Below are 19,876 nucleotides of genomic sequence, written 5' to 3' on the forward strand. Positions count from 1 at the left end.
AGTTTCTTTTCCGCGCAGACATCTCCTTTTTTAGGTAGTAGTGAGACTTAGATGTCATACATCTAAGTTTATTGTACCCATAATTTCTGAAAATTTCCACCACTATAGTAAAGTTTACAAAAATATCATCAAAAATTTACAAAAATCGTCTTTTTTTCCTACCTCCTAATTTATTTTATACTCTAAGGTATGGGGAGTATGGCTGGGTTTATGCTAAGTTTTTTGAATTTTTAGTTAAAATATATTTATTTATTCTAACATAACGCGTTAAGCAGAAACTTACTTCTTTTTAAAAAGCAAAATTGCTAAGATATTTGAAAAAATGATATTGTAAAAGAAATAGTATAGAGGGGGGAAAGAATATTGACACAGATTAATTGGATGAACGAAGTAGAAAAAAGAAAAGAAGAACTAATAAAAGACACACAGGGATTATTACATATTAAAAGCCTGTTAGATGAAGAAAATACATCACCTGAAGCACCACTTGGAAAAGGTGTGAAGGAAGCATTAGACTTCATGCTAAACCTTGGGGAAAAGGATGGTTTCAGTCCGAAAAACGTGGGCAATTTAGCAGGACATCTGGAATTTGGCTCAGGAGAAGAATTGTTAGGCATTCTTTGCCATGTGGATGTAGTTCCAGAAGGAGACGGCTGGACAAGTGATCCATTTGGAGCGGAAATCAGAGATGGTAAAATTTTTGCTCGTGGTGCACTTGATGATAAGGGGCCGACCATGGCAGCCTACTATGCAATGAAAATTGTAAAAGAATTAGGTTTGCCATTGAGTAAACGTGTGCGAATGATTATTGGAACAGATGAAGAAAGCAACTGGCGCTGTGTAGACCATTATTTCAAGCATGAAGAAATGCCGACACTTGGGTTTGCGCCTGATGCAGATTTTCCGATTATCAATGCGGAGAAGGGCATTTCCGATTTCGATATGGTTCAAGAGCAATCTTCCGTTGATACGAATGAAGCCATGATTGAAGTGGAGAGCTTTGTTTCTGGGAAAAGATACAACATGGTTCCTGATTTAGCAAAAGCGACGATCCTAGTTGAGGAAAACGAAGAAGAAATTGTCCGTCAGTTTACTGATTTCATGACAAAGTACGAGTTAGAGCACAGTCAACAACTAGAAGACGGGGTGCTTCACTTAGAAGTAAAAGGTATTTCAGCCCATGGAATGGAGCCTAGAAATGGGAAGAATGCAGGTTTGTTTTTAGCGGAGTTTCTGTCTAAATTGAATGTAGATGCAAAAGCTTTACATTATTTCCAATTTGTATCCCGCTATTTCTTTGAAGATTCACGTGGGGTGAATCTTGGTGTTGCTTATTCGGATGACATTTCAGGAGAATTAACCATTAATCCTGGTAAGCTTTCTTACTCAAAAGATACAAATGGAAGAATTGGAATGACGTGCAGATATCCTGTCACAAATAACATGGAAGAAACAAAGGCGAAATTAGAGGCGCTTTTACAAACGGAAGGATTTGTTCTTGATAACTTCTCAGACTCTAAACCACATCATGTCGATGAAAAAGAGTTCCTAATCCAAACGTTGAAAAAGGTGTATGAAGAGCAAACCGGTGAAAAAGCTGAATTAATTGCCATTGGTGGAGGAACGTATGCCCGTTCGTTAAAGTCCGGTGTTGCCTTTGGACCATTATTTCCAGGACGCCCCGACATTGCCCATCAAAAGGATGAATATATGTATATTGAAGATTTACTGAAGGCCACAGCCATTTATGCACAAGCAATTTATGAGTTGGCAAAGAGTGAATAGATAAACCAAAGGGGACAGGGAGAATGAACTTTGCAATTATAAATGGAAAATTGGTCAATCGATCGGAAGCAAAGGTAGATATAGAAGACCGCGGCTATCAGTTTGGGGATGGAGTATATGAAGTCATCCGTGTCTATAATGGAAAAATGTTCACGGTAAAAGAACATTTGGAGCGGTTTGTGAAAAGCGCTGACAGTATTGGGATTACGTTACCTTATTCCATAGATGAATGTACAGCTTTGTTAGAAGAACTAGTTACAAAAAATAATTTGGTTGAGGGAACCATTTATATGCAAATTACGAGGGGAACTGCTCCGCGTAATCATGTTTTTCCAGCAAAGGATGTCGTTCCTACACTTGTTGCTTATACGAAAGAAGTGGCACGACCAGTTGAAAGCCTGATGAATGGTGTGAAAACCATTCGTACACAGGATATTCGCTGGCTTCGTTGTGATATCAAGAGTTTAAATTTATTGGGTAACCTACTAGCCAAACAAAAGGCTGCGGAGCAGGGATGCTTTGAAGCGATTCAATACCGTGGGGATCAAGTCACAGAGGGTAGCAGCTCTAATATTTTTATTGTGAAAAACGGTGTGGTTATTACGCATGAATCAAATCATCTTATTTTGAAGGGGATTACTAAAGATGTAATCTTACAGATATGCTCCCAAAACAACATTCCATTTGAAGAACGCTCCTTTACCTTGGCTGAACTGGCTGCGGCTGATGAAGTATTCCTGTCTAGTACGACTTCAGAGGTTATGCCAATTGTTGAAATTGACAAAGATCAGGTTAAGGAGGGTTTACCTGGCCCTATCACAAGAAAGCTACAAGGCTTATTTACTGAAGAAATAGAGAAGCAGTGTGGTGATTTAAAAGAAAAGATTTCTTCATAACCAAAATGAGAGGCTGACACTTAACGAGTCAGCCTCTCTACTTACTTACTAATATTGAAACAAATCGCTCGATAGGTATCTTTCCCCTGTATCACAGGCAATACAAACCACTACATCATCAGGAGACAGACGCTTGGCAACCTCCAAAGCAGCGTAGCACGCTCCACCAGAGGATGGGCCAACAAGAATTCCTTCTTCTTTCGCTAACCTGCGAGCAATATCATATGCATCTTCATCTTCAATCGCATGAATTTCATCATACACATCTTGATTTAGAATTTCAGGAATAAACCCAGGGCTTGTCCCTACAAGCTTATGTTTACCAGGCTTACCACCTGATAGAACTGGCGAACCTTTAGGCTCCACAACATGTACAGTTAATCCCTCAAAATGCTCTTTCAAGGTTTCACCAGTACCCGTGATGGTACCTCCTGTTCCTGCTGTAGCAACAAATGCGGATAATGGTTTACCGATTTCTTTCATTGCCTCAATAATTTCCACAGCAGTAGTGTACCGATGCGCATCGGGATTGGCTTCATTTTCAAATTGCATCGGAACGAAGCTATTTGGTATCTCACTAGCTAATTCCTGTGCCTTTCTTATGGCACCAGGCATTTTTTCATCCCCGGGAGTAAGGACAACCTCTGCCCCGTAGGCTTTTAAAATATTAATCCGTTCCTGTGTCATTGTATCAGGCATAATAATAATGGATTTATACCCTCGTGCAGCCGCATTCATGGCTAGGCCAATTCCTGTGTTTCCGCTAGTTGGTTCAATAATGGTAGAGCCCTCTTTTAATAAACCAGCTTTTTCTGCCTCTACAATCATATTAAATGCAGCGCGGTCTTTTACACTTTTGCTTGGGTTATAAAACTCAAGCTTCAAATAAACAGAGGCCCCGTCTTTAGGAGCTAAGCGATTAAGTTTTACCAGTGGTGTTTCACCAATTAATTCAGCAATATTGTTGACTACTTTCATGGGGACCCATCCTTTCTAACTTCTGTATCAACTACAATTTTCTTATACACTCTATAATCATAAATAAAAAAAGGCGGCTTGTAAAAAATATCGATTATTCTTCTGCCGCAAATAGATACAATCTGGGGAAAATAAACTAAAATTGAGTAAAGGACTGAATAAATAATGGAACAGAATACGCATTTTTTCTTTGCTGTTAGGATGCCCGAAGAAACAAAACTAATGATGAAGGAACATATTGAAAAAATAAAAGATGTGATTCCTTTTAGCCGCTGGGTACATTTTCAAGATTTACATATCACATTGGCTTTTTTGGGTGCAGCATCCCCAGAAAAACTAAAAACAGCTGTTAGCAATGTGAAAGAAGCTTTAAATAATGCTAAGCCATTCCAATTAAAAATCAATAGACTTGGTTTTTTCGGAAGTAGTCACTCTCCCCGTGTTTTTTGGGCAGATACAGAGGAAAGTAATGAACTAAATCTTTTAAGAAATAAGGTGTTTTCGGCTTGTGAAGAAGCGGGGTTTGAACTGGAGACAAGGCCCTTCCGTCCACATATTACCTTAGCAAGAAAGTGGATTGGCGAAGAAGCATTTCAACAGAAACTTCTCGAAATTTGGAACGAGCTCCAATCAGAGCCGCTCGCTTTTCAAGCGAATGAGGTGGTTTTATATCAAACACACCTCCATCAAACACCAAAATATAAAGCGATCCATGTATTTCCACTAACGGAATGAAAACAAATAAAAAAGGTTGGTATTATGAAAGAAATTTATTTTATTGTCAATCCAAAAGCAAAAAATGGTTATTGCCTTAAGATATGGGAGAGAATTGAAAATCAACTTAAAGAAAAGCAAGTTAGTTATCTTGCTGTTTTTACAGAGTATCAAGGACATGCAAAAAAACTGGCCAGCCAAATCGCTGATAAAAATTGCGAAGAAAAAATCATCATTGCGGTAGGTGGAGATGGGACCATTCATGAAGTAATGAATGGTGTAGTAAAAAAAAGTAATATTACCCTTGGCTTTATCCCAGGAGGGTCAGGAAATGACTTTTCAAGAGGGTTCCAAATCCCTTCAGAGCCGGTGGAAGCCTTAACGGTTATTCTTCGCTTGATGAAGCAGGAGGCGCTAGCCATTGATATTGGTAAAATTAAAATGGCCAATCAACAGGAATATAATTTTATTAATAATATGGGTGCAGGATTTGATGCTGTCATTTCATACGAAGTCAATCAATCACGGATGAAGGCACTGTTAAATAAGCTTTCGTTAGGCAGGCTTGTTTATGTTTATTTTCTCCTCAAAAAGCTATTTACTTATAAAACCACAACAATTGATTTATCAATTGACGGTCAAAAGCATATATTTGAACAAACATGGTTTGTAACTGTTTCCAATCAGCCCTAATATGGCGGTGGGATGAAAATAGCTCCCATTGCAGAGCCTGATGACGGGCTGTTTGATATTACTGTCGTTCACCAGTTATCAAGGCTAAAATTGCTGCTTGTATTCGTTAGTGTTTTTTGGGGAAAGCACATTCATTTTAAAGAAGTGAAAACGTATAAAGGAAAAGCCGTTTCTATTCATTCTACTGATTCACTATTTGTTCATGCAGATGGGGAACATGTGGGGCATACACCACTGACTATTCAGCTTCAAGATAAAGCTGTTGAAGTGTTAACGCGGATACGTTCTACAAAGCAAGTTGAGCTGAAAGAGAGGGACAGGAATGAATGGTACTGACAGAAAATTTCTTGCCTATTTAGATGAGCTCCATATCATTACGATTCTTCTGCCACTTTCCTATCATGGAGGAGTGTCTTCCTCTTTCTATCTTGTTAATGAGTCGGAAAAGTGTCCATTGGACATTATTGCGAAGAGTGAAATAGGTGGTCATCATAAATATATTTGTAGGTTTTCAGGGGATTATTTCTTTGAAAAGCAATATTGGGTAGTAGATGAAAAGGAAGGGAAAACAGACCTCCAAATTGGTGCAGTGATCCGGACAGAGAGTTTTGACGAGAAATTTTACTATGAGGGTAACGACCTCGGTGTGACCCTTTTTGCAGACGAAACTCTCTTTAAACTTTGGGCACCAACGGCTATCCAGGTCAAATTAAAAATGACTCCTCCAGAGAGCAGTTTTTCAGAAATTATCAAACTAAAGCGGGGGGATAGAGGCATATGGTCCGTTATGGTTGCGCGTAATTTAGAGCTCTATCATTATAGTTTCCTGGTCTTAATCAATCAGGAATGGCGCGAGGCCGTTGATCCATATGTGAAAGCGGTAACGGTAAATGGAGAATTGGGTGTAGTCGTAAAGCCAGACAGCCCTCCACGACCTAGGCCCAATTTGCCTCCATTAGAAAACCCTGTCGATGCCGTTATTTATGAAACCCATATAAGGGACTTTAGTATCCACCCTCATAGTGGGATAAAGAATAAGGGATTATACCTAGGAGCGGGGGAATTGCATACAAAAGGGAAAGACGATGAACCCACAGGGTTATCGTATGTAAAAGACCTAGGGATTACGCATCTTGAGTTTCTGCCCTTTCATGACTATGCAGGCGTAGATGAGATGACTTCCAATAAGGATTATAACTGGGGATACAATCCTCTCCACTTCAATGCACCAGAAGGTAGCTATTCGACCAATCCTTCCGACCCTTACACTAGAATTAAAGAGTTAAAAGAACTAATTAATCGAGTCCATGAAAGTGGTCTAAGGGTCATTATGGATGTAGTGTATAATCATGTATTTATTCGTGAAGATTCCCCTTTTGAAAAAATCGTTCCAGGTTATTATTTTCGTCATAACGAATTAGGATTGCCTTCAAATGGAACAGGTGTAGGAAATGATATCGCATCCGAGCGAAAAATGGTTAGGAAATTCATCATTGACTCTATTCGCTATTGGATGGAAGAGTACCATATTGATGGATTTCGCTTCGATTTAATGGGGATTTTAGATGTGGAAACGATGAGAGAAGTGCGAAAGACGTGTGACAGTATGGAAGAAGGCATACTGGTCCTTGGAGAGGGATGGAATCTGAACACCCCCCTTCCCACGGAACAAAAAGCGACCATTGCTAATCAAGCAAAAATACCCCAGATTGCTCAATTTAATGATAAATTTCGTGATGCGATTAAGGGAAGTACCTTTAATATATTGGATAAGGGGTATGCACTTGGGAATGAGCATTACTTGGATGCAGCATTAGAGGTGATAACGGGGAGCATTGGGTTTAAGAAGAGAAATTTGCGACTTTTTAATGAACCCACCCAATCAGTAAATTATGTTGAATGTCATGATAATCATACCCTTTGGGATAAACTTCAATCCTGCCTTCCACACGTTGATGATACCATACGAGCACAATTTCATCGTCTGGCAACCGGAATGGTTTTGTTGTCACAAGGAATTCCATTTCTCCATAGTGGGCAGGAATTTTTCCGAACCAAGCAAGGCGAAGGAAATAGCTACTGTGCTCCTGATAAGATTAACCAACTTGATTGGGAGAGAAAGAGTCAGTTTATAGATAATGTAAATTACATTAAAGGTTTGATTGAGATCCGCCAAGCCATCCCTTGTTTTCGAATGAGAACATCTGATGAAATTCGAAGCAATATTCGTTCTCTCCCATCTTCATCTCCTATCTTAGCGTGCACCTATCAAATGGTTCATGATGAGGTCATTCTAATCATTAATCCGTCAACTAGGGAACAAGGATATACTCTTCCAAAGGGAGATTGGTCCATTTTGGTGGATAAAAATCAGGCGGGAATTTATTCCAAAGGAGTGCTACATGGCGGCGATGTCAAGATACAACCTATATCTTTAAATGTTTTACTAAAAAAATAGTTTCTCGAGATTACTTGACGAAAAAAGGCAATTGGAGATAAAATTTATTAAGATGGCTATTGTGTGCAATGGTTTCAATAGCTTTTTTTTTGTTTTATAGAAAATAAAAGCTGTTGAATGAACTCTGGTTATATTAAACCTTCCAGCAGCACAGGTTTTACCTCCGAATGATTTGGGGGAATAAGCCCAATAGAACGGCATAAATTGAAGGTGAACGATTTTGGAACATATACTAGGACAAGAGTGGGAAATTACCCCTGCCGGAGGCGCTACTGGTGAAGCCTTTTATGCAGAATATGAGGATCAAAGGCTTTTTTTAAAGCGTAATTCCTCTCCATTCCTTGCGGTTCTTTCAGCAGAAGGCATTGTCCCAAAGCTTGTTTGGACCAAACGGTTGGAAAATGGAGATGTAATAACAGCACAACAATGGCTTCCAGGCAGAGAATTAACACCGGCGGAAATGAATCAAGAGCTTGTTGCCAGGCTTCTCAAGAAAATTCACTGCTCAGAGCCAATGCTTGGAATGTTAAGCAGGATAGAGAACTCGCCATTACACCCGGAAACCATTTTTCAATCAGTGGTCAATGAGTTAGACGATCAAGTTCGATCCTTAGAAGCAACACAAAAAGCAATAAACTTTTTAAAAGATGAAGCATTACATGTCTATTGTGATGAAAAAGTGGTTTGTCATGGAGATGTCAACCATAACAACTGGCTGTTAGCAGAAGACAACCAGTTGTATTTGATTGATTGGGATGGAGCCAGGATTGCGGACCCTGCTATTGATCTTGGATTACTCCTATATTGGTATATCCCACAAGAAAATTGGCAGGATTGGCTAAGCATGTACGGAAAAGAACTAACAGATTATCTAAAGTTAAGAATGAAGTGGTATGTGACCGTGCAAACCTTATCTTCCATTCAGTGGCATAAAAATAAAAACCGCCTGGAAGAGATGAACAAATGGATCCATTTTTTACATGAAATCCTTTAAATTATGAAAATTGATCAATATCGTTAACCCATTGTGATAAGTTATTTTGATTAGATAGAATATGTTGATCTAAATCAGCCGTTTGTGCACCATTTTGGCTATACTGGTACACTTCCTGTAAAATGTTTTTAACATTTTGATCAACTTGTGTGTTGACCATTAGAGATTTCACTAAGCGTTCTAGCTGTTCACATTCCGCTACGGAACCACAGCAATCGGACTGATGGTTGTTCAATATATCTTTTAATAATGTTACTTGGTCACCATGACTTAATGGCATAAATGGACACCCTCTCAAGTGGTATTTAAAAAGAATTCACACAGTTAGGTTGTGAATTCTTTTTCTGTTTATGCGTTATCTTATTTTCCAACAAGAACCGCTTGCATGCGAAGGTCTTGCATGATATGGTTTGAACGAAATTATTTTTTTAGGAGTGTCGGAATGAGACTTAGACATAAGCCTTGGGCAAAGGATAAATTAGATCAACATCCACAATTTGTTGTAGCAAATCCCGAAATGCACAAGGGTAATTGGCATAATGTGTTTGAAAAAAACCAGCCACTTCATATTGAAGTTGGTACAGGTAAAGGGCAATTCATTACAGGAATGGCAAAGGCTAACCCTGATATAAATTATATTGGTATTGAATTATATGACAGCGTCATTGTTGCAGCCTTGGATCGTTTAATTGAAGCAGATTTACCAAATCTAAAGCTTTTAAATGTGAATGCAGCTGATTTAGGTAAATATTTTACGAAAAATGACGTAGACAGAGTGTATTTAAATTTCTCTGATCCATGGCCGAAATCCCGTCATGAAAAGAGAAGGTTGACCTATAAAGATTTTTTGAAGCTGTATGAGGATATTTTGGTCGATGGTGGGGAAATTCACTTTAAAACAGACAATCAAGGATTATTTGAATATTCCTTAACGAGCTTTTCTGCTTATGGATTATTACTAAAATATGTAAGCCTTGATTTTCATAACAGTGGGTATGAAGGAAACATCATGACCGAATATGAACAGAAGTTTTCTGAAATGGGACAGCGAATTTATCGTAGTGAAGTTAAATATCAAAATGAAAAGTAGGTCTTTTAGGGCAGTTCATTCCATGAACTGCCTTTTTGTTTCTCGTATTTACCTTGCTAATGTTAAAATATAGAAAAATGAGGAAGAGGAGGAATGGTAAATGGAAACATTAAAGATTGGTCGTGTTTCATTCACATGGTTATCAGGAGGCGTTACAAATTTGGATGGTGGGGCCATGTTTGGCGTTGTCCCAAAAGGATTATGGTCGAGAAAGTATCCGTGTAACGATAAAAATCAAATAGAGCTTCCTACCGATCCCATTCTCATTCAAGTGGATGGGAAGAATATACTGGTCGAATCAGGATTGGGAAAAGGAAAATTATCCGAAAAACAATTAAGAAACTTTGGTGTCACACAGGAATCTGAGCTTGATTCATCTTTGAAAGAGTTAGGATTGAGTACAGAGGATATTGATTATGTTCTAATGACCCATCTGCATTTTGACCATGCAGGAGGATTGACGAAGTTTGTGGATGGCCGTTATGTTTCAACATTTCCCAATGCGAAAATCATCACGTCACAAGTGGAATGGGATGAAATGCGAAATCCTAATATACGTTCAAAAAATACATATTGGAAAGAAAACTGGGAAGCTGTTGAAACCCAAGTTGTACCTTTTGAAGGTGAATGGTCTTTAGGAGCTATTAGGATGATTCATACCGGCGGGCATAGCAACGGTCATTCTATTGTTATGGTTGAAGATGGTGGAGACATCGCTATTCACATGGCAGATTTGATGGCGACACACGCCCATCAAAATGTATTATGGGTAATGGCATATGATGACTACCCTATGGACTCCATATTTGCGAAAGAGAAGTGGCTCCCTTTTGGGTTAAAGAAAAATGCCTGGTTTACCTTTTACCATGATGCCTTCTACAGAGCAGTAAAATGGGACAACGAAGGTAAATTAACTGAAGTGATAAAAAGAAAATAGAAACAAAAAAGTCGTACCCATTGTGGATACGGCTTTTTTGTTTCTTTTATAAGTGTGTAACGTCTATAAGAGTACCGGTCTGTGCATCAGCAATAAATTCATATTGCTCAGTAGAGCCTTCATTATTTTTTGAAATACCGCCTTTGTATACACGATAGTGTATATGCTGCTTTTCATATGGTTCGGTTTCCATATGTATCCAAGAGCCGCTGATGGGTCCATTTTGTTTAAACTGTCTTTTTACTTGTTCCAGTACCTTTTCGGGTGACACATTTGTTTTTTGATCAATTACTTCTTTTACCACATAACCGCCAATTAAACCGACCGCAGCTCCAACGATGAAAGATTTCCAGTTCATAGTCAAGGACCTCCAAAAAATAAATTGGAAAAGATTACGTATAAGGATTCTCCTCTCAGTATATCGTATTTAGCAGTAAGAAGGTAATATTACTTATATCGGATGAAATATTGGTAAGAGACACGAAATTTCTGTAAAATGAAACTATACATAAGACCAAAGAATCTATTCCTGAAGGAGTCTCAAAATGAATGAACAAACATTAAAGCTTTTTCAAACCTTAACGGAGCTTCCAGGTGCACCTGGAAATGAGCATTTAGTAAGAAAGTTTATGAAGGAGCAATTAGCTCAATACTCAGATGAAATTGTTCAAGATCATTTAGGTAGTGTTTTTGGCCTGAAAAAAGGACATGGACAGGGACCAACAGTGATGGTTGCGGGCCATATGGATGAAGTTGGTTTCATGGTAACTTCCATTACTGAAAACGGAATGGTTCGTTTTCAGCCGCTTGGAGGTTGGTGGAGTCAAGTGCTACTCGCCCAACGGGTTCAGATTATGACAAATAATGGTCCTGTCATTGGGGTAGTAGGTTCGATTCCGCCTCATCTTTTAGATGAGTCAAAACGAAACAAACCAATGGAAATCAAGAATATGTTGGTTGACATTGGTGCAGATAACCTTGAAGATGCTGAGAAAATCGGAATTAAACCCGGTCAGGCTATTTTGCCGATTTGTCCATTCACTCCGATGGCAAATAAGAAAAAAATCATGGCAAAGGCATGGGATAACCGGTATGGCTGCGGTTTAGCGATTGAACTTCTTCAAGAATTAAAGGATGAAACATTACCAAATATTCTTTATTCGGGTGCTACGGTCCAAGAGGAAGTAGGTTTACGCGGTGCTCAGACAGCCGCAAATATGATTAAGCCTGACATCTTCTTTGCACTTGATGCAAGCCCTGCCAATGACATGAGTGGAGACAAACTAGAATTCGGTCAATTAGGCAAGGGTGCATTGCTTCGAATCCTTGATAGATCCATGGTTACGCATCGTGGGATGAGAGAGTTTGTTCTTGATACTGCGGAAACACATCAGATTCCATATCAATATTTCGTTTCACAGGGTGGAACAGATGCAGGACGTGTTCATCAATCCAATGAGGGCGTTCCAAGTGCTGTAGTGGGAATTTGTTCACGCTACATCCATACCCATGCATCAATCATCCATATTGATGACTATGCCGCAGCGAAAGAATTAATTGTTAAACTTGTTAAAGCATGTGACCAAACTACGGTTGATACCATTCGATCAAACAGCTAATTTTTCGGGAGGCATGGTTCATGCCTCCTTTTTATGCAGATAAAGGAGACAATAAGAGATGAAAATTATTATTGGTTCGAACAATCCAGCAAAAATTTTAGCAGTAAAAAATGGATTCAATCATGAGGTAGCTGAATTTGTAGCGTTAGATATTCCATCGAATGTGAGCGATCAGCCTTTTTCTGATGATGAAACGATCCAAGGAGCAATCAATCGAGCTATAGGGGCATTAAGGCAGGGTAATGGTGATATTGGTATAGGTCTAGAAGGTGGTGTACAAGAAACATCCCACGGTCTGATGCTTTGTAACTGGGGAGCACTAGCCTCTCGAACTGGGGAGCCTATTATTGCTGGAGGGGCAAGATTTCTTCTTCCTGAAGAAATTGCTGTAAGGCTTAGAGCAGGAGAAGAGCTTGGTCCAGTCATGGATGATTATGCTAAAATGAAGAACGTAAGGAAACACGAGGGAGCAGTAGGGATATTCACTAATGGTGTAATTAATCGGGTAGATATGTTTTCACACCTCACAAATCTTTTAGTGGGTCAATATTACTACCGAAAAAGCAATTAACAGAACAGAATAGCTTTTTTTCGACAACCGCATTCGACAAAAGTCTTGTCTTTTGAATATTCTGGCAGGTATGATATATTTATAGGACTTTGTTCGTATGAACGGGAGGCGAAAAAGCTGAAATTTTTAAAAGCCATTACTATTTTCATACTATCGCTGCTTTTACTAAGTGCATGTAGCGACAATGCTTCGATCAAAGAAGAAAGTAAAGCTGCAATAAAAACAGCGAAAGCAACGTTTACTGAAAAAGAGAAACAGCCAAATAAAAAGAGTGGGAAGATTCACTTTTTCTTACCTGCAGGATATGTTATAAAAAGTGAATCAGCTAATAATATTATTTTAAGAAACGGTTCAGATACGTATATTCTTTTCTTTAACCCAAAGGAAAGCACAACAAGTGATGTTGTGTACAAAGCAACTGTCGATCAATATAAGGAATTATATACAAATGAGAAATTTACTTCTACCGACAACAAGCTTGGGTTTATAACCATTGATCAACTTAAGGACGATGGTTTAAATGAATTAACAATCGGAGTGGGCGGGGCAAAAATAACGACGCAATCTGAAACAAGTGATTTGGTACAAAATACGAAAACTATGATGCAAATAGTTAATTCAGTCAATCTCACAGAATAATTGGAGGCGTTAATTATGAGAAATTTAGAATCAATGGAGCAATTTGAACAACTTCGGGACCAAGGGAAAACCATTTTTATGTTTTCTGCAGGCTGGTGTCCAGATTGTCGGGTAATTGAACCAATCCTTCCAGAGATCGAAGCAAAATTTAATGAATACACCTTTGTTCATATAGACCGTGACGACTACATTGATTTGTGCCAGCAATTAGATGTATTCGGCATTCCAAGCTTTATTGCTTTCGAAAACGGAAAGGAACTCGGCCGCTTCGTAAGTAAAGACAGGAAAACACAAGAAGAAATCGAACAATTCATCAATGGTTTAAAATAATAGGTTCCGGGGCTGACTCTTTGCTTTTGAGTCAGCCTCATTTTTATTGTACAATGGATTAGCAGCCCTTGAAGGGAGGAACAAACATGAAAATGGACAGTAAAAAAATGAGAAGAGAATTAGAAACTCGTTTAGCAAATGAGGAACGAGTCATTTCCTATGACCGAGAGAAAGACACTCTCAGATTTGAAAACAAAGCAACAGGTAAGGGGATTACCGTCACAATACCTGGAATTATAGCCAAATGGCATACCGAAAAAGAAAAGGCGATTGATGAAGTCGTTTATTATGTAAATGAAGGTCTGCAAGCAATGGAGGATACCGTTCAGTTAACCGATCATGAAAAGAATATTTTTCCGGTTATTCGGTCTACGTCTTTTCCTAATGAATCAGAAGAGGGAAACCCGTTCATGAGCGACGAACATACGGCCGAGACGAAGATCTATTACGCCTATGACATGGGGAAGACGTACCGGTTAATTGACCGTCGAATCATGGAAAAGGAAGGCTGGGAAGCGAATAGAATTAAGGAAATTGCCTTATTCAACGCAAGATCCCTGTCAACTCCTCTTAAGGAAGATCAGGTCGCTGGGAATAGTTTTTATTTTCTCAACACCAATGATGGATATGATGCAAGCCGAATACTAAATAAAGGCTTCCTCAATGAAATGCAGAAACGAATGGTTGGGACGATGGTTTTAGCCGTTCCCCACCAAGATGTATTAATCATGGCAGATATTCGTAACGACAGAGGATATGATGTTATGGCCCAGATGGCTATGAGCTTTTTTGCGAATGGTCGTGTTCCAATTACAGCTTTGTCATTCATCTATGAAAATGGGGAATTAGAACCCATTTTCATTTTGGGAAAAAATAAATAAAATGAATGAAAGAAGGATCACATCAAGTGGTCTTTTTTCATTACTTCTTTGGAGGATATATCCAATTCGAATATATTTCGACTTATTCTGAGAAATTATCTCGAAAAAATATCAAATACTGATAAAATAGAATGATAGATGAAAGTAGAAAGAGTGATAGTTTTGAGCTGGATCCAAAACTTTTTTCAAAAGTTTAAAAAAGATGAGGAAGAGGAATTAAACGAATTTGTTATACATAACCCTAGAAACAATGAACTTCCACATCAAAACCAATACGAAAGTTTAAAGGATTTAGATACGAGAATTTCCTATCAATATCCAAAAGGTGGCCTGCGTTCTTCCACAACACCTTTACATGAGGTCAAGCCCAAAGCTAAGGAGAATGTCCGACAGAAAAGGATTTTAGAGAAACAGCCTGAAAAGAGAAGTAGAAGGGAACAAAAAGAAACCCAACCTGTAAAAACGGAAGTCCCAAAACCAATCAATGAGCCGAAGCAACAACCGAGAATGAGGGGCCCATTTCACCCAACAGAAATTCCTTCTCCAATTTTCGGGTTTAACAGGCCTAAGAAAACAGAGATGATTGTCGAGCATGAGTTGAGCCACTTTTTAAACGAAGAGGATAAGGATCAGCTTAACCATTCAGCAGTATTTGAAGAGATAATTGCTGAAGCGTCCCTTATAACGAATGAGGAATCTAGTATTGAATCCTTGCAAGAAAATGTGATAGAGGCGATTGAATATGAGCCTGAACCAATGGAGGTTGAACCGGAATTACCGGTTGAAACTTCTGTCGAGCTACAAGCTGAACTTGAGGATGTAACCGAAACCCAACCCGAGCAGCCTGAAACTAAGCGTTCTCGTTTGCCATTTAATGTAATGATGTTAAAGCAGGATAAACTAAAATGGGAAGAAAAATTACAAAGAAGCGAACGTGAGCAGCCTATTCAGGCGCGTAAGAACACTTTAGTAGAAAAAACAGGTGATACTTCATTAGAAAGACTACTAGAAAGGACAATGGTGGAGCCAAAAGATAGGACGAGAGAAAAACCAGTAGAAAAGTCCATTGAAAAACCAACTGATAAGCCAATTATTCAGACGGTTGTTTCCTCTCCAACCGTGGCGGAGAAAGTTGAACAGGTAACGTCCAATGGAACTTATATGCTCCCTCCATCAAGTCTATTACATCCACCCGTTAAAGAAGACAAAGATATTGGTTGGTTGTTAGAGCAAGAAGAACTCCTAAATATTACATTGAAAAACTTTAATGTTGGTGCAAGTGTGGTCAACGTGACCCAAGGTCCATCTGTTACCCGCTTTGAGGTACAACCCGAACCAGGAGTAAAAGTAAACAAAATTACTAATTTAAGTGATGATATTAAATTAAGTCTAGCAGCAAGGGATATTCGGATTGAAGCACCTATACCGGGAAAACATACTATTGGTATTGAAGTGCCAAATCAAAAGTCAAGACCCGTTTTAATAAATGAAATCATTCAAAGTAGTGTGTTTCAAGAATCTACTTCTCCTTTAACAGCAGTAATGGGGCTGGATATTGCAGGGAAACCGATTGTAACTGACTTAAAGAAAATGCCACACGGGCTAATTGCTGGGGCAACAGGTTCAGGTAAAAGCGTATGTATTAATACAATTTTAGTTAGCCTATTATGTAAAGCCAGTCCAGAAGATCTAAAGCTATTACTGATTGACCCAAAAGTGGTAGAACTTGCACCGTATAACCGAATTCCACACCTTGTTAGCCCTGTCATTACCGATGTAAAAGCAGCAACAGCTGCATTAAAGTGGGCTGTGGATGAAATGGAAAGGCGATATGAGCTCTTCGCTCATGCGGGTGTTCGTGATATAAACCGATTTAATGAACTCGCAATAAAGCATAAGCGCTATTCTGATAAGCTGCCTTTTATTGTGATAATCATCGACGAGTTAGCCGATTTAATGATGATGTCACCAGCAGATGTGGAAGAAGCAATTTGTAGAATAGCTCAAAAAGCCAGGGCATGCGGTATTCATCTTATTGTAGCCACACAAAGACCATCGGTGGATGTTATAACTGGATTAATAAAAGCCAATATTCCAACCCGAATCGCTTTTTCTGTTTCTTCCCAAGTGGATTCACGTACCATTATTGACATTAGTGGGGCGGAAAAATTACTTGGTCGTGGCGATATGCTGTTCTTAGAAAATGGTTCATCAAAACCAGTAAGATTGCAGGGAACGTTTGTATCGGATGAAGAAATTGATCTTGTGGTTGCCCATGTAAGGGATCAACGCGAACCAGACTATTTATTCGAACAAGAAGAGCTGCTGAAAAAGGCCCAAGTAACAGAGGAAGAAGATGAACTCTTTTATGAAGCTTGTGAATTTATTATTGAGCAAGGGGGAGCATCCACTTCAAGCCTGCAACGGCGTTTTAAAATTGGCTATAATAGAGCAGCAAGATTAATGGATATACTTGAACAAAATGGATATATTACAAGTGCAAATGGGAGTAAGCCTCGTGAGGTCTTAATAACAGGAGCTGATTTAGAGGCCATTCAAGAATAATATAAATCAATAATCCACCGTATTCTTTCTAGGTACGAACGAATAATAATGAATGCCAATTCTGGATAGCAAAGATAATTGACACTAATAGTTTTTACGCGAAAACAATGTTATAATAATTAAATGATTTTAAATAAGTAAGCTACTTGTTCAGTAATTCTATAAACAATGTCAAATACAGACAGATGTCATATACTGTTTTACAGATAGACGTTGGTTGGAGGTTCTTCTATGACTATTTACCATTTTGTAGGTATTAAGGGGTCTGGGATGAGTGCATTGGCACAAGTTCTGCATGATATGAAATTTGAGGTTCAAGGCTCCGATGTCGAAAAGCGCTTTTTTACTCAACTTGCCCTTGAACAATCCGGAATAAAGATATTTCCCTTTCAAAAGGAAAATATCAAGCCAGGAATGACGATTATTGCAGGAAATGCCTATCCAGATACGCATGAGGAGATTCAAGAGGCAATGAAACTTGGACTTCCAGTAATAAGGTACCATCGTTTCTTAGGCGATTTTATGCAGAATTTTACAAGTGTTGCGATTACTGGTGCACACGGAAAAACCTCTACGACTGGTTTACTGGCTCATGTGATTAAAGGAGCTAAACCTACAAGCTTTTTAATTGGCGATGGAACCGGAAAAGGACAAGAAGGGGCAGAATATTTTGTATTTGAGGCGTGTGAATACAGAAGGCACTTCTTATCGTATTTCCCTGATTATGCCATTATGACAAACATTGATTTTGATCATCCAGATTACTTTGCCAATATTGAAGATGTATTCTCAGCCTTCCAAGAGATGGCTGTTCAAGTGAAAAAAGGAATATTTGCTTATGGTGATGATGAGCAGCTTCAGAGAATTCAGGCAAAGGTTCCTGTATTGTTTTATGGATTTGGCGACGAAAATGATTATCAGGCAAAAAATCTTGTCAAATCCACCAATGGAACAACCTTTGATGTATTTATTCGTAATACTTTTTATGACACATTCTCAATCCCTACATTTGGGGATCACAGCGTGTTAAATGCGCTTTCAGTCATCGGTTTATGCCACTATGAAGAGATTGATGTTACTATCGTGAAAGAACACTTGCTAACATTCCAAGGTGTGAAAAGAAGATTTTCCGAAAAGAAAATTGGAACGCAAATCTTAATCGATGATTATGCCCATCATCCGACTGAAATCAAAGCAACCATTGATGCTGCAAAGCAGAAATATCCTGATAAAAAAATTGTCGCTGTATTCCAACCACATACTTTTACACGTACCCAAGCCTTTTTAGAAGATTTTGCAGAGAGTCTGCGTCTAGCTGATAAAGCGTACTTGTGTGAAATTTTTGGGTCAGCTCGAGAAAATCATGGAAAGCTGACAATTAAGGATTTACAGGAAAAAATTGATGGTTCTGAGATTCTATCAGAAGAAAATACTTCAGTATTAAATGACTACGACAATAGTGTAATCATATTTATGGGTGCAGGGGATATTCAGAAGTTCCAGGAATCTTATGAAAAACTGATCACTAAATAAATAAAAGAAAGGCTGACACAAATAAGTGTCAGCCTTTACTGTTTATTTTAAATTGTCAGGATTTAATACTTCTAATTCTGGTAGCACGAAAAGACCATCTTTTCGAATGAGTACATCGTCAAAATAGATTTCCCCTCCGCCATACTCCGGACGCTGAATGTTAACCATATCCCAATGAATATTAGAGTGGTTTCCATTAAACGCATCATCATAGCATTGTCCAGGAGTGAAGTGGAAGCTGCCGGCAATCTTTTCATCAAATAAAATATCCTGCATCGGATTTAAGATGAAAGGGTTGACTCCGATTGCAAACTCTCCCACGTAGCGTGCTCCCTCATCTGTATCAAAGATCTTGTTAATACGACTAGAATCGTTAGACTCAGCCTCAACAATTTTACCATCTCTAAAAGTGAGCTTAACATTTTCAAAGGTAAAGCCTTGGTAAGGTGACGGTGTGTTATACGTGATGACTCCATTTACTGAATCACGAACAGGAGCTGTGTATACTTCACCATCAGGAATATTTAATCTTCCTGCACATTTAATAGCCGGTATATCTTTTATAGAGAAGCTTAAATCTGTTCCAGGTCCAGTGATGCGCACCTTGTCTGTTCGGTTCATCAGTTCAACCAAGCTGTCCATGGCTTGATCCATTTTACCGTAATCCAAGTTACAAACATTAAAATAAAAGTCTTCAAATGCTTCTGTACTCATCTTGGCCAATTGCGCCATTGATGATGTTGGATAGCGAAGAACAACCCATTTTGTTTTTGGTACACGAATATCACGGTGTACCTTTTTTCCGATTGTAGAGCCGTGAATTTTCATCTTTTCATCAGGAACATCAGCTTGTTCATTGATGTTATCTCCAGAACGCAGCCCTATGTATGCATCCATCTTACTCATAACATTTGCTTCAAAATCAGCCATCATATTATATTGCTCTTCTTCGGCACCGAATAATAGCGCACGGTCAACCTGATGATCTTTTAACAGAACAAATGGATATCCACCTGCAGCATAGGCTTCCTTCACGAGCGCAGTTACAAGTTCACGTTGCAACCCAAAATTTTCAATTAACACCTTTTCACCTTTTTGGAGCTGCACAGAATAATTTATTAAATTCTTTGCCAGTTTCTCGATACGAGGATCTTTCATGGTAACGCCTCCAAACAATTATGTAAGTACAATAC

20 protein-coding genes are annotated in these 19,876 nt (G+C 38.7%); 16 read left to right on the top strand and 4 right to left on the bottom strand.

Annotation, left to right across the window (positions count from 1 at the left end):
- Nucleotides 1-363: 363 nt before the first annotated feature.
- Both pepV and dat read left to right on the top strand, forming a co-directional pair.
- Nucleotides 364-1,785 (top strand): dipeptidase PepV, encoded by a 1,422-nt coding sequence (gene pepV / locus QFZ87_RS08515; protein WP_309860057.1) that lies wholly within the window; start codon nucleotides 364-366, stop codon nucleotides 1,783-1,785.
- A 23-nt stretch (nucleotides 1,786-1,808) separates the two neighbouring features.
- A complete protein-coding gene (gene dat, locus QFZ87_RS08520) occupies nucleotides 1,809-2,681 on the top strand; it encodes a D-amino-acid transaminase (RefSeq protein WP_309860060.1) in 873 nt (290 codons plus the stop codon).
- A 48-nt stretch (nucleotides 2,682-2,729) separates the two neighbouring features.
- Here dat and cysK read toward each other — a convergent pair whose 3' ends face one another.
- A complete protein-coding gene (cysK, locus tag QFZ87_RS08525; protein ID WP_309860062.1) occupies nucleotides 2,730-3,659 on the bottom strand; it encodes a cysteine synthase A in 930 nt (309 codons plus the stop codon).
- A gap of 165 nt (nucleotides 3,660-3,824) precedes the next feature.
- Between cysK and thpR the strand changes: the two genes are divergently transcribed.
- The 5 genes from thpR (at nucleotide 3,825) to QFZ87_RS08550 (ending at nucleotide 8,518) form a co-directional block, all read left to right on the top strand.
- Nucleotides 3,825-4,394 (top strand): RNA 2',3'-cyclic phosphodiesterase, encoded by a 570-nt coding sequence (gene thpR / locus QFZ87_RS08530; protein ID WP_309860064.1) that lies wholly within the window; start codon nucleotides 3,825-3,827, stop codon nucleotides 4,392-4,394.
- Between the two features lie 24 nt (nucleotides 4,395-4,418).
- Nucleotides 4,419-5,066, top strand: coding sequence for a diacylglycerol/lipid kinase family protein (locus QFZ87_RS08535; RefSeq protein ID WP_309860066.1), 648 nt, complete (start codon nucleotides 4,419-4,421; stop codon nucleotides 5,064-5,066).
- Between the two features lie 12 nt (nucleotides 5,067-5,078).
- The gene (locus QFZ87_RS08540) at nucleotides 5,079-5,402 is read left to right on the top strand and encodes a diacylglycerol/lipid kinase family protein (protein WP_309860068.1); all 324 of its coding nucleotides are present in this window, start codon (nucleotides 5,079-5,081) and stop codon (nucleotides 5,400-5,402) included.
- Nucleotides 5,389-7,524: a type I pullulanase gene (gene pulA, locus QFZ87_RS08545; RefSeq protein WP_309860069.1), complete on the top strand. Its 2,136-nt coding sequence runs from the start codon at nucleotides 5,389-5,391 to the stop codon at nucleotides 7,522-7,524. Before QFZ87_RS08540 ends, pulA begins: the two co-directional genes overlap by 14 nt.
- A 220-nt stretch (nucleotides 7,525-7,744) precedes the next feature.
- Complete coding sequence (locus QFZ87_RS08550; RefSeq protein WP_309860071.1) at nucleotides 7,745-8,518, top strand: phosphotransferase; 774 nt, start codon at nucleotides 7,745-7,747, stop codon at nucleotides 8,516-8,518.
- A gap of 1 nt (nucleotide 8,519) precedes the next feature.
- Here the strand turns inward: QFZ87_RS08550 and QFZ87_RS08555 are convergent, their stop codons facing one another.
- On the bottom strand, nucleotides 8,520-8,798 hold the full coding sequence (locus QFZ87_RS08555) for a YtzH-like family protein (RefSeq protein WP_309860073.1): 279 nt from the start codon (nucleotides 8,796-8,798) through the stop codon (nucleotides 8,520-8,522).
- A 162-nt stretch (nucleotides 8,799-8,960) separates the two neighbouring features.
- Here QFZ87_RS08555 and trmB point away from each other — a divergent pair, with 162 nt between their 5' ends.
- Both trmB and QFZ87_RS08565 read left to right on the top strand, forming a co-directional pair.
- Nucleotides 8,961-9,608 carry a tRNA (guanosine(46)-N7)-methyltransferase TrmB gene (gene trmB / locus QFZ87_RS08560; RefSeq protein WP_309860075.1) on the top strand — a complete coding sequence of 216 codons (648 nt, stop codon included), beginning with the start codon at nucleotides 8,961-8,963 and terminating at the stop codon, nucleotides 9,606-9,608.
- Between the two features lie 100 nt (nucleotides 9,609-9,708).
- Nucleotides 9,709-10,545 (top strand): YtnP family quorum-quenching lactonase, encoded by an 837-nt coding sequence (locus QFZ87_RS08565; protein ID WP_309860077.1) that lies wholly within the window; start codon nucleotides 9,709-9,711, stop codon nucleotides 10,543-10,545.
- 46 nt (nucleotides 10,546-10,591) lie between these two features.
- Here the strand turns inward: QFZ87_RS08565 and QFZ87_RS08570 are convergent, their stop codons facing one another.
- A complete protein-coding gene (locus QFZ87_RS08570; RefSeq protein WP_309860079.1) occupies nucleotides 10,592-10,903 on the bottom strand; it encodes a PepSY domain-containing protein in 312 nt (103 codons plus the stop codon).
- A gap of 187 nt (nucleotides 10,904-11,090) precedes the next feature.
- Here QFZ87_RS08570 and QFZ87_RS08575 point away from each other — a divergent pair, with 187 nt between their 5' ends.
- From QFZ87_RS08575 to murC, 7 genes are all read left to right on the top strand, one after another.
- On the top strand, nucleotides 11,091-12,164 hold the full coding sequence (locus QFZ87_RS08575; RefSeq protein ID WP_309860081.1) for a M42 family metallopeptidase: 1,074 nt from the start codon (nucleotides 11,091-11,093) through the stop codon (nucleotides 12,162-12,164).
- Between the two features lie 58 nt (nucleotides 12,165-12,222).
- The gene (locus QFZ87_RS08580; protein ID WP_309860082.1) at nucleotides 12,223-12,735 is read left to right on the top strand and encodes a DUF84 family protein; all 513 of its coding nucleotides are present in this window, start codon (nucleotides 12,223-12,225) and stop codon (nucleotides 12,733-12,735) included.
- A gap of 45 nt (nucleotides 12,736-12,780) precedes the next feature.
- Nucleotides 12,781-13,374: a hypothetical protein gene (locus tag QFZ87_RS08585; protein WP_309860084.1), complete on the top strand. Its 594-nt coding sequence runs from the start codon at nucleotides 12,781-12,783 to the stop codon at nucleotides 13,372-13,374.
- Nucleotides 13,375-13,389: 15 nt separating this feature from the next.
- Nucleotides 13,390-13,704: a thioredoxin family protein gene (locus QFZ87_RS08590; protein ID WP_309860086.1), complete on the top strand. Its 315-nt coding sequence runs from the start codon at nucleotides 13,390-13,392 to the stop codon at nucleotides 13,702-13,704.
- Between the two features lie 86 nt (nucleotides 13,705-13,790).
- Complete coding sequence (locus QFZ87_RS08595; protein WP_396133907.1) at nucleotides 13,791-14,585, top strand: DUF1444 domain-containing protein; 795 nt, start codon at nucleotides 13,791-13,793, stop codon at nucleotides 14,583-14,585.
- 162 nt (nucleotides 14,586-14,747) lie between these two features.
- Complete coding sequence (locus QFZ87_RS08600; RefSeq protein ID WP_309860088.1) at nucleotides 14,748-17,150, top strand: DNA translocase FtsK; 2,403 nt, start codon at nucleotides 14,748-14,750, stop codon at nucleotides 17,148-17,150.
- Between the two features lie 231 nt (nucleotides 17,151-17,381).
- Nucleotides 17,382-18,683, top strand: a complete 1,302-nt coding sequence (gene murC, locus QFZ87_RS08605; protein WP_309860090.1) for a UDP-N-acetylmuramate--L-alanine ligase — start codon at nucleotides 17,382-17,384, stop codon at nucleotides 18,681-18,683.
- 42 nt (nucleotides 18,684-18,725) lie between these two features.
- Here murC and QFZ87_RS08610 read toward each other — a convergent pair whose 3' ends face one another.
- Nucleotides 18,726-19,841: an aminopeptidase gene (locus tag QFZ87_RS08610; protein WP_309860092.1), complete on the bottom strand. Its 1,116-nt coding sequence runs from the start codon at nucleotides 19,839-19,841 to the stop codon at nucleotides 18,726-18,728.
- Nucleotides 19,842-19,876 lie beyond the last annotated feature (35 nt).

Source organism: Bacillus sp. SLBN-46, from assembly GCF_031453555.1.
GTDB lineage: Bacteria > Bacillota > Bacilli > Bacillales > Cytobacillaceae > Neobacillus.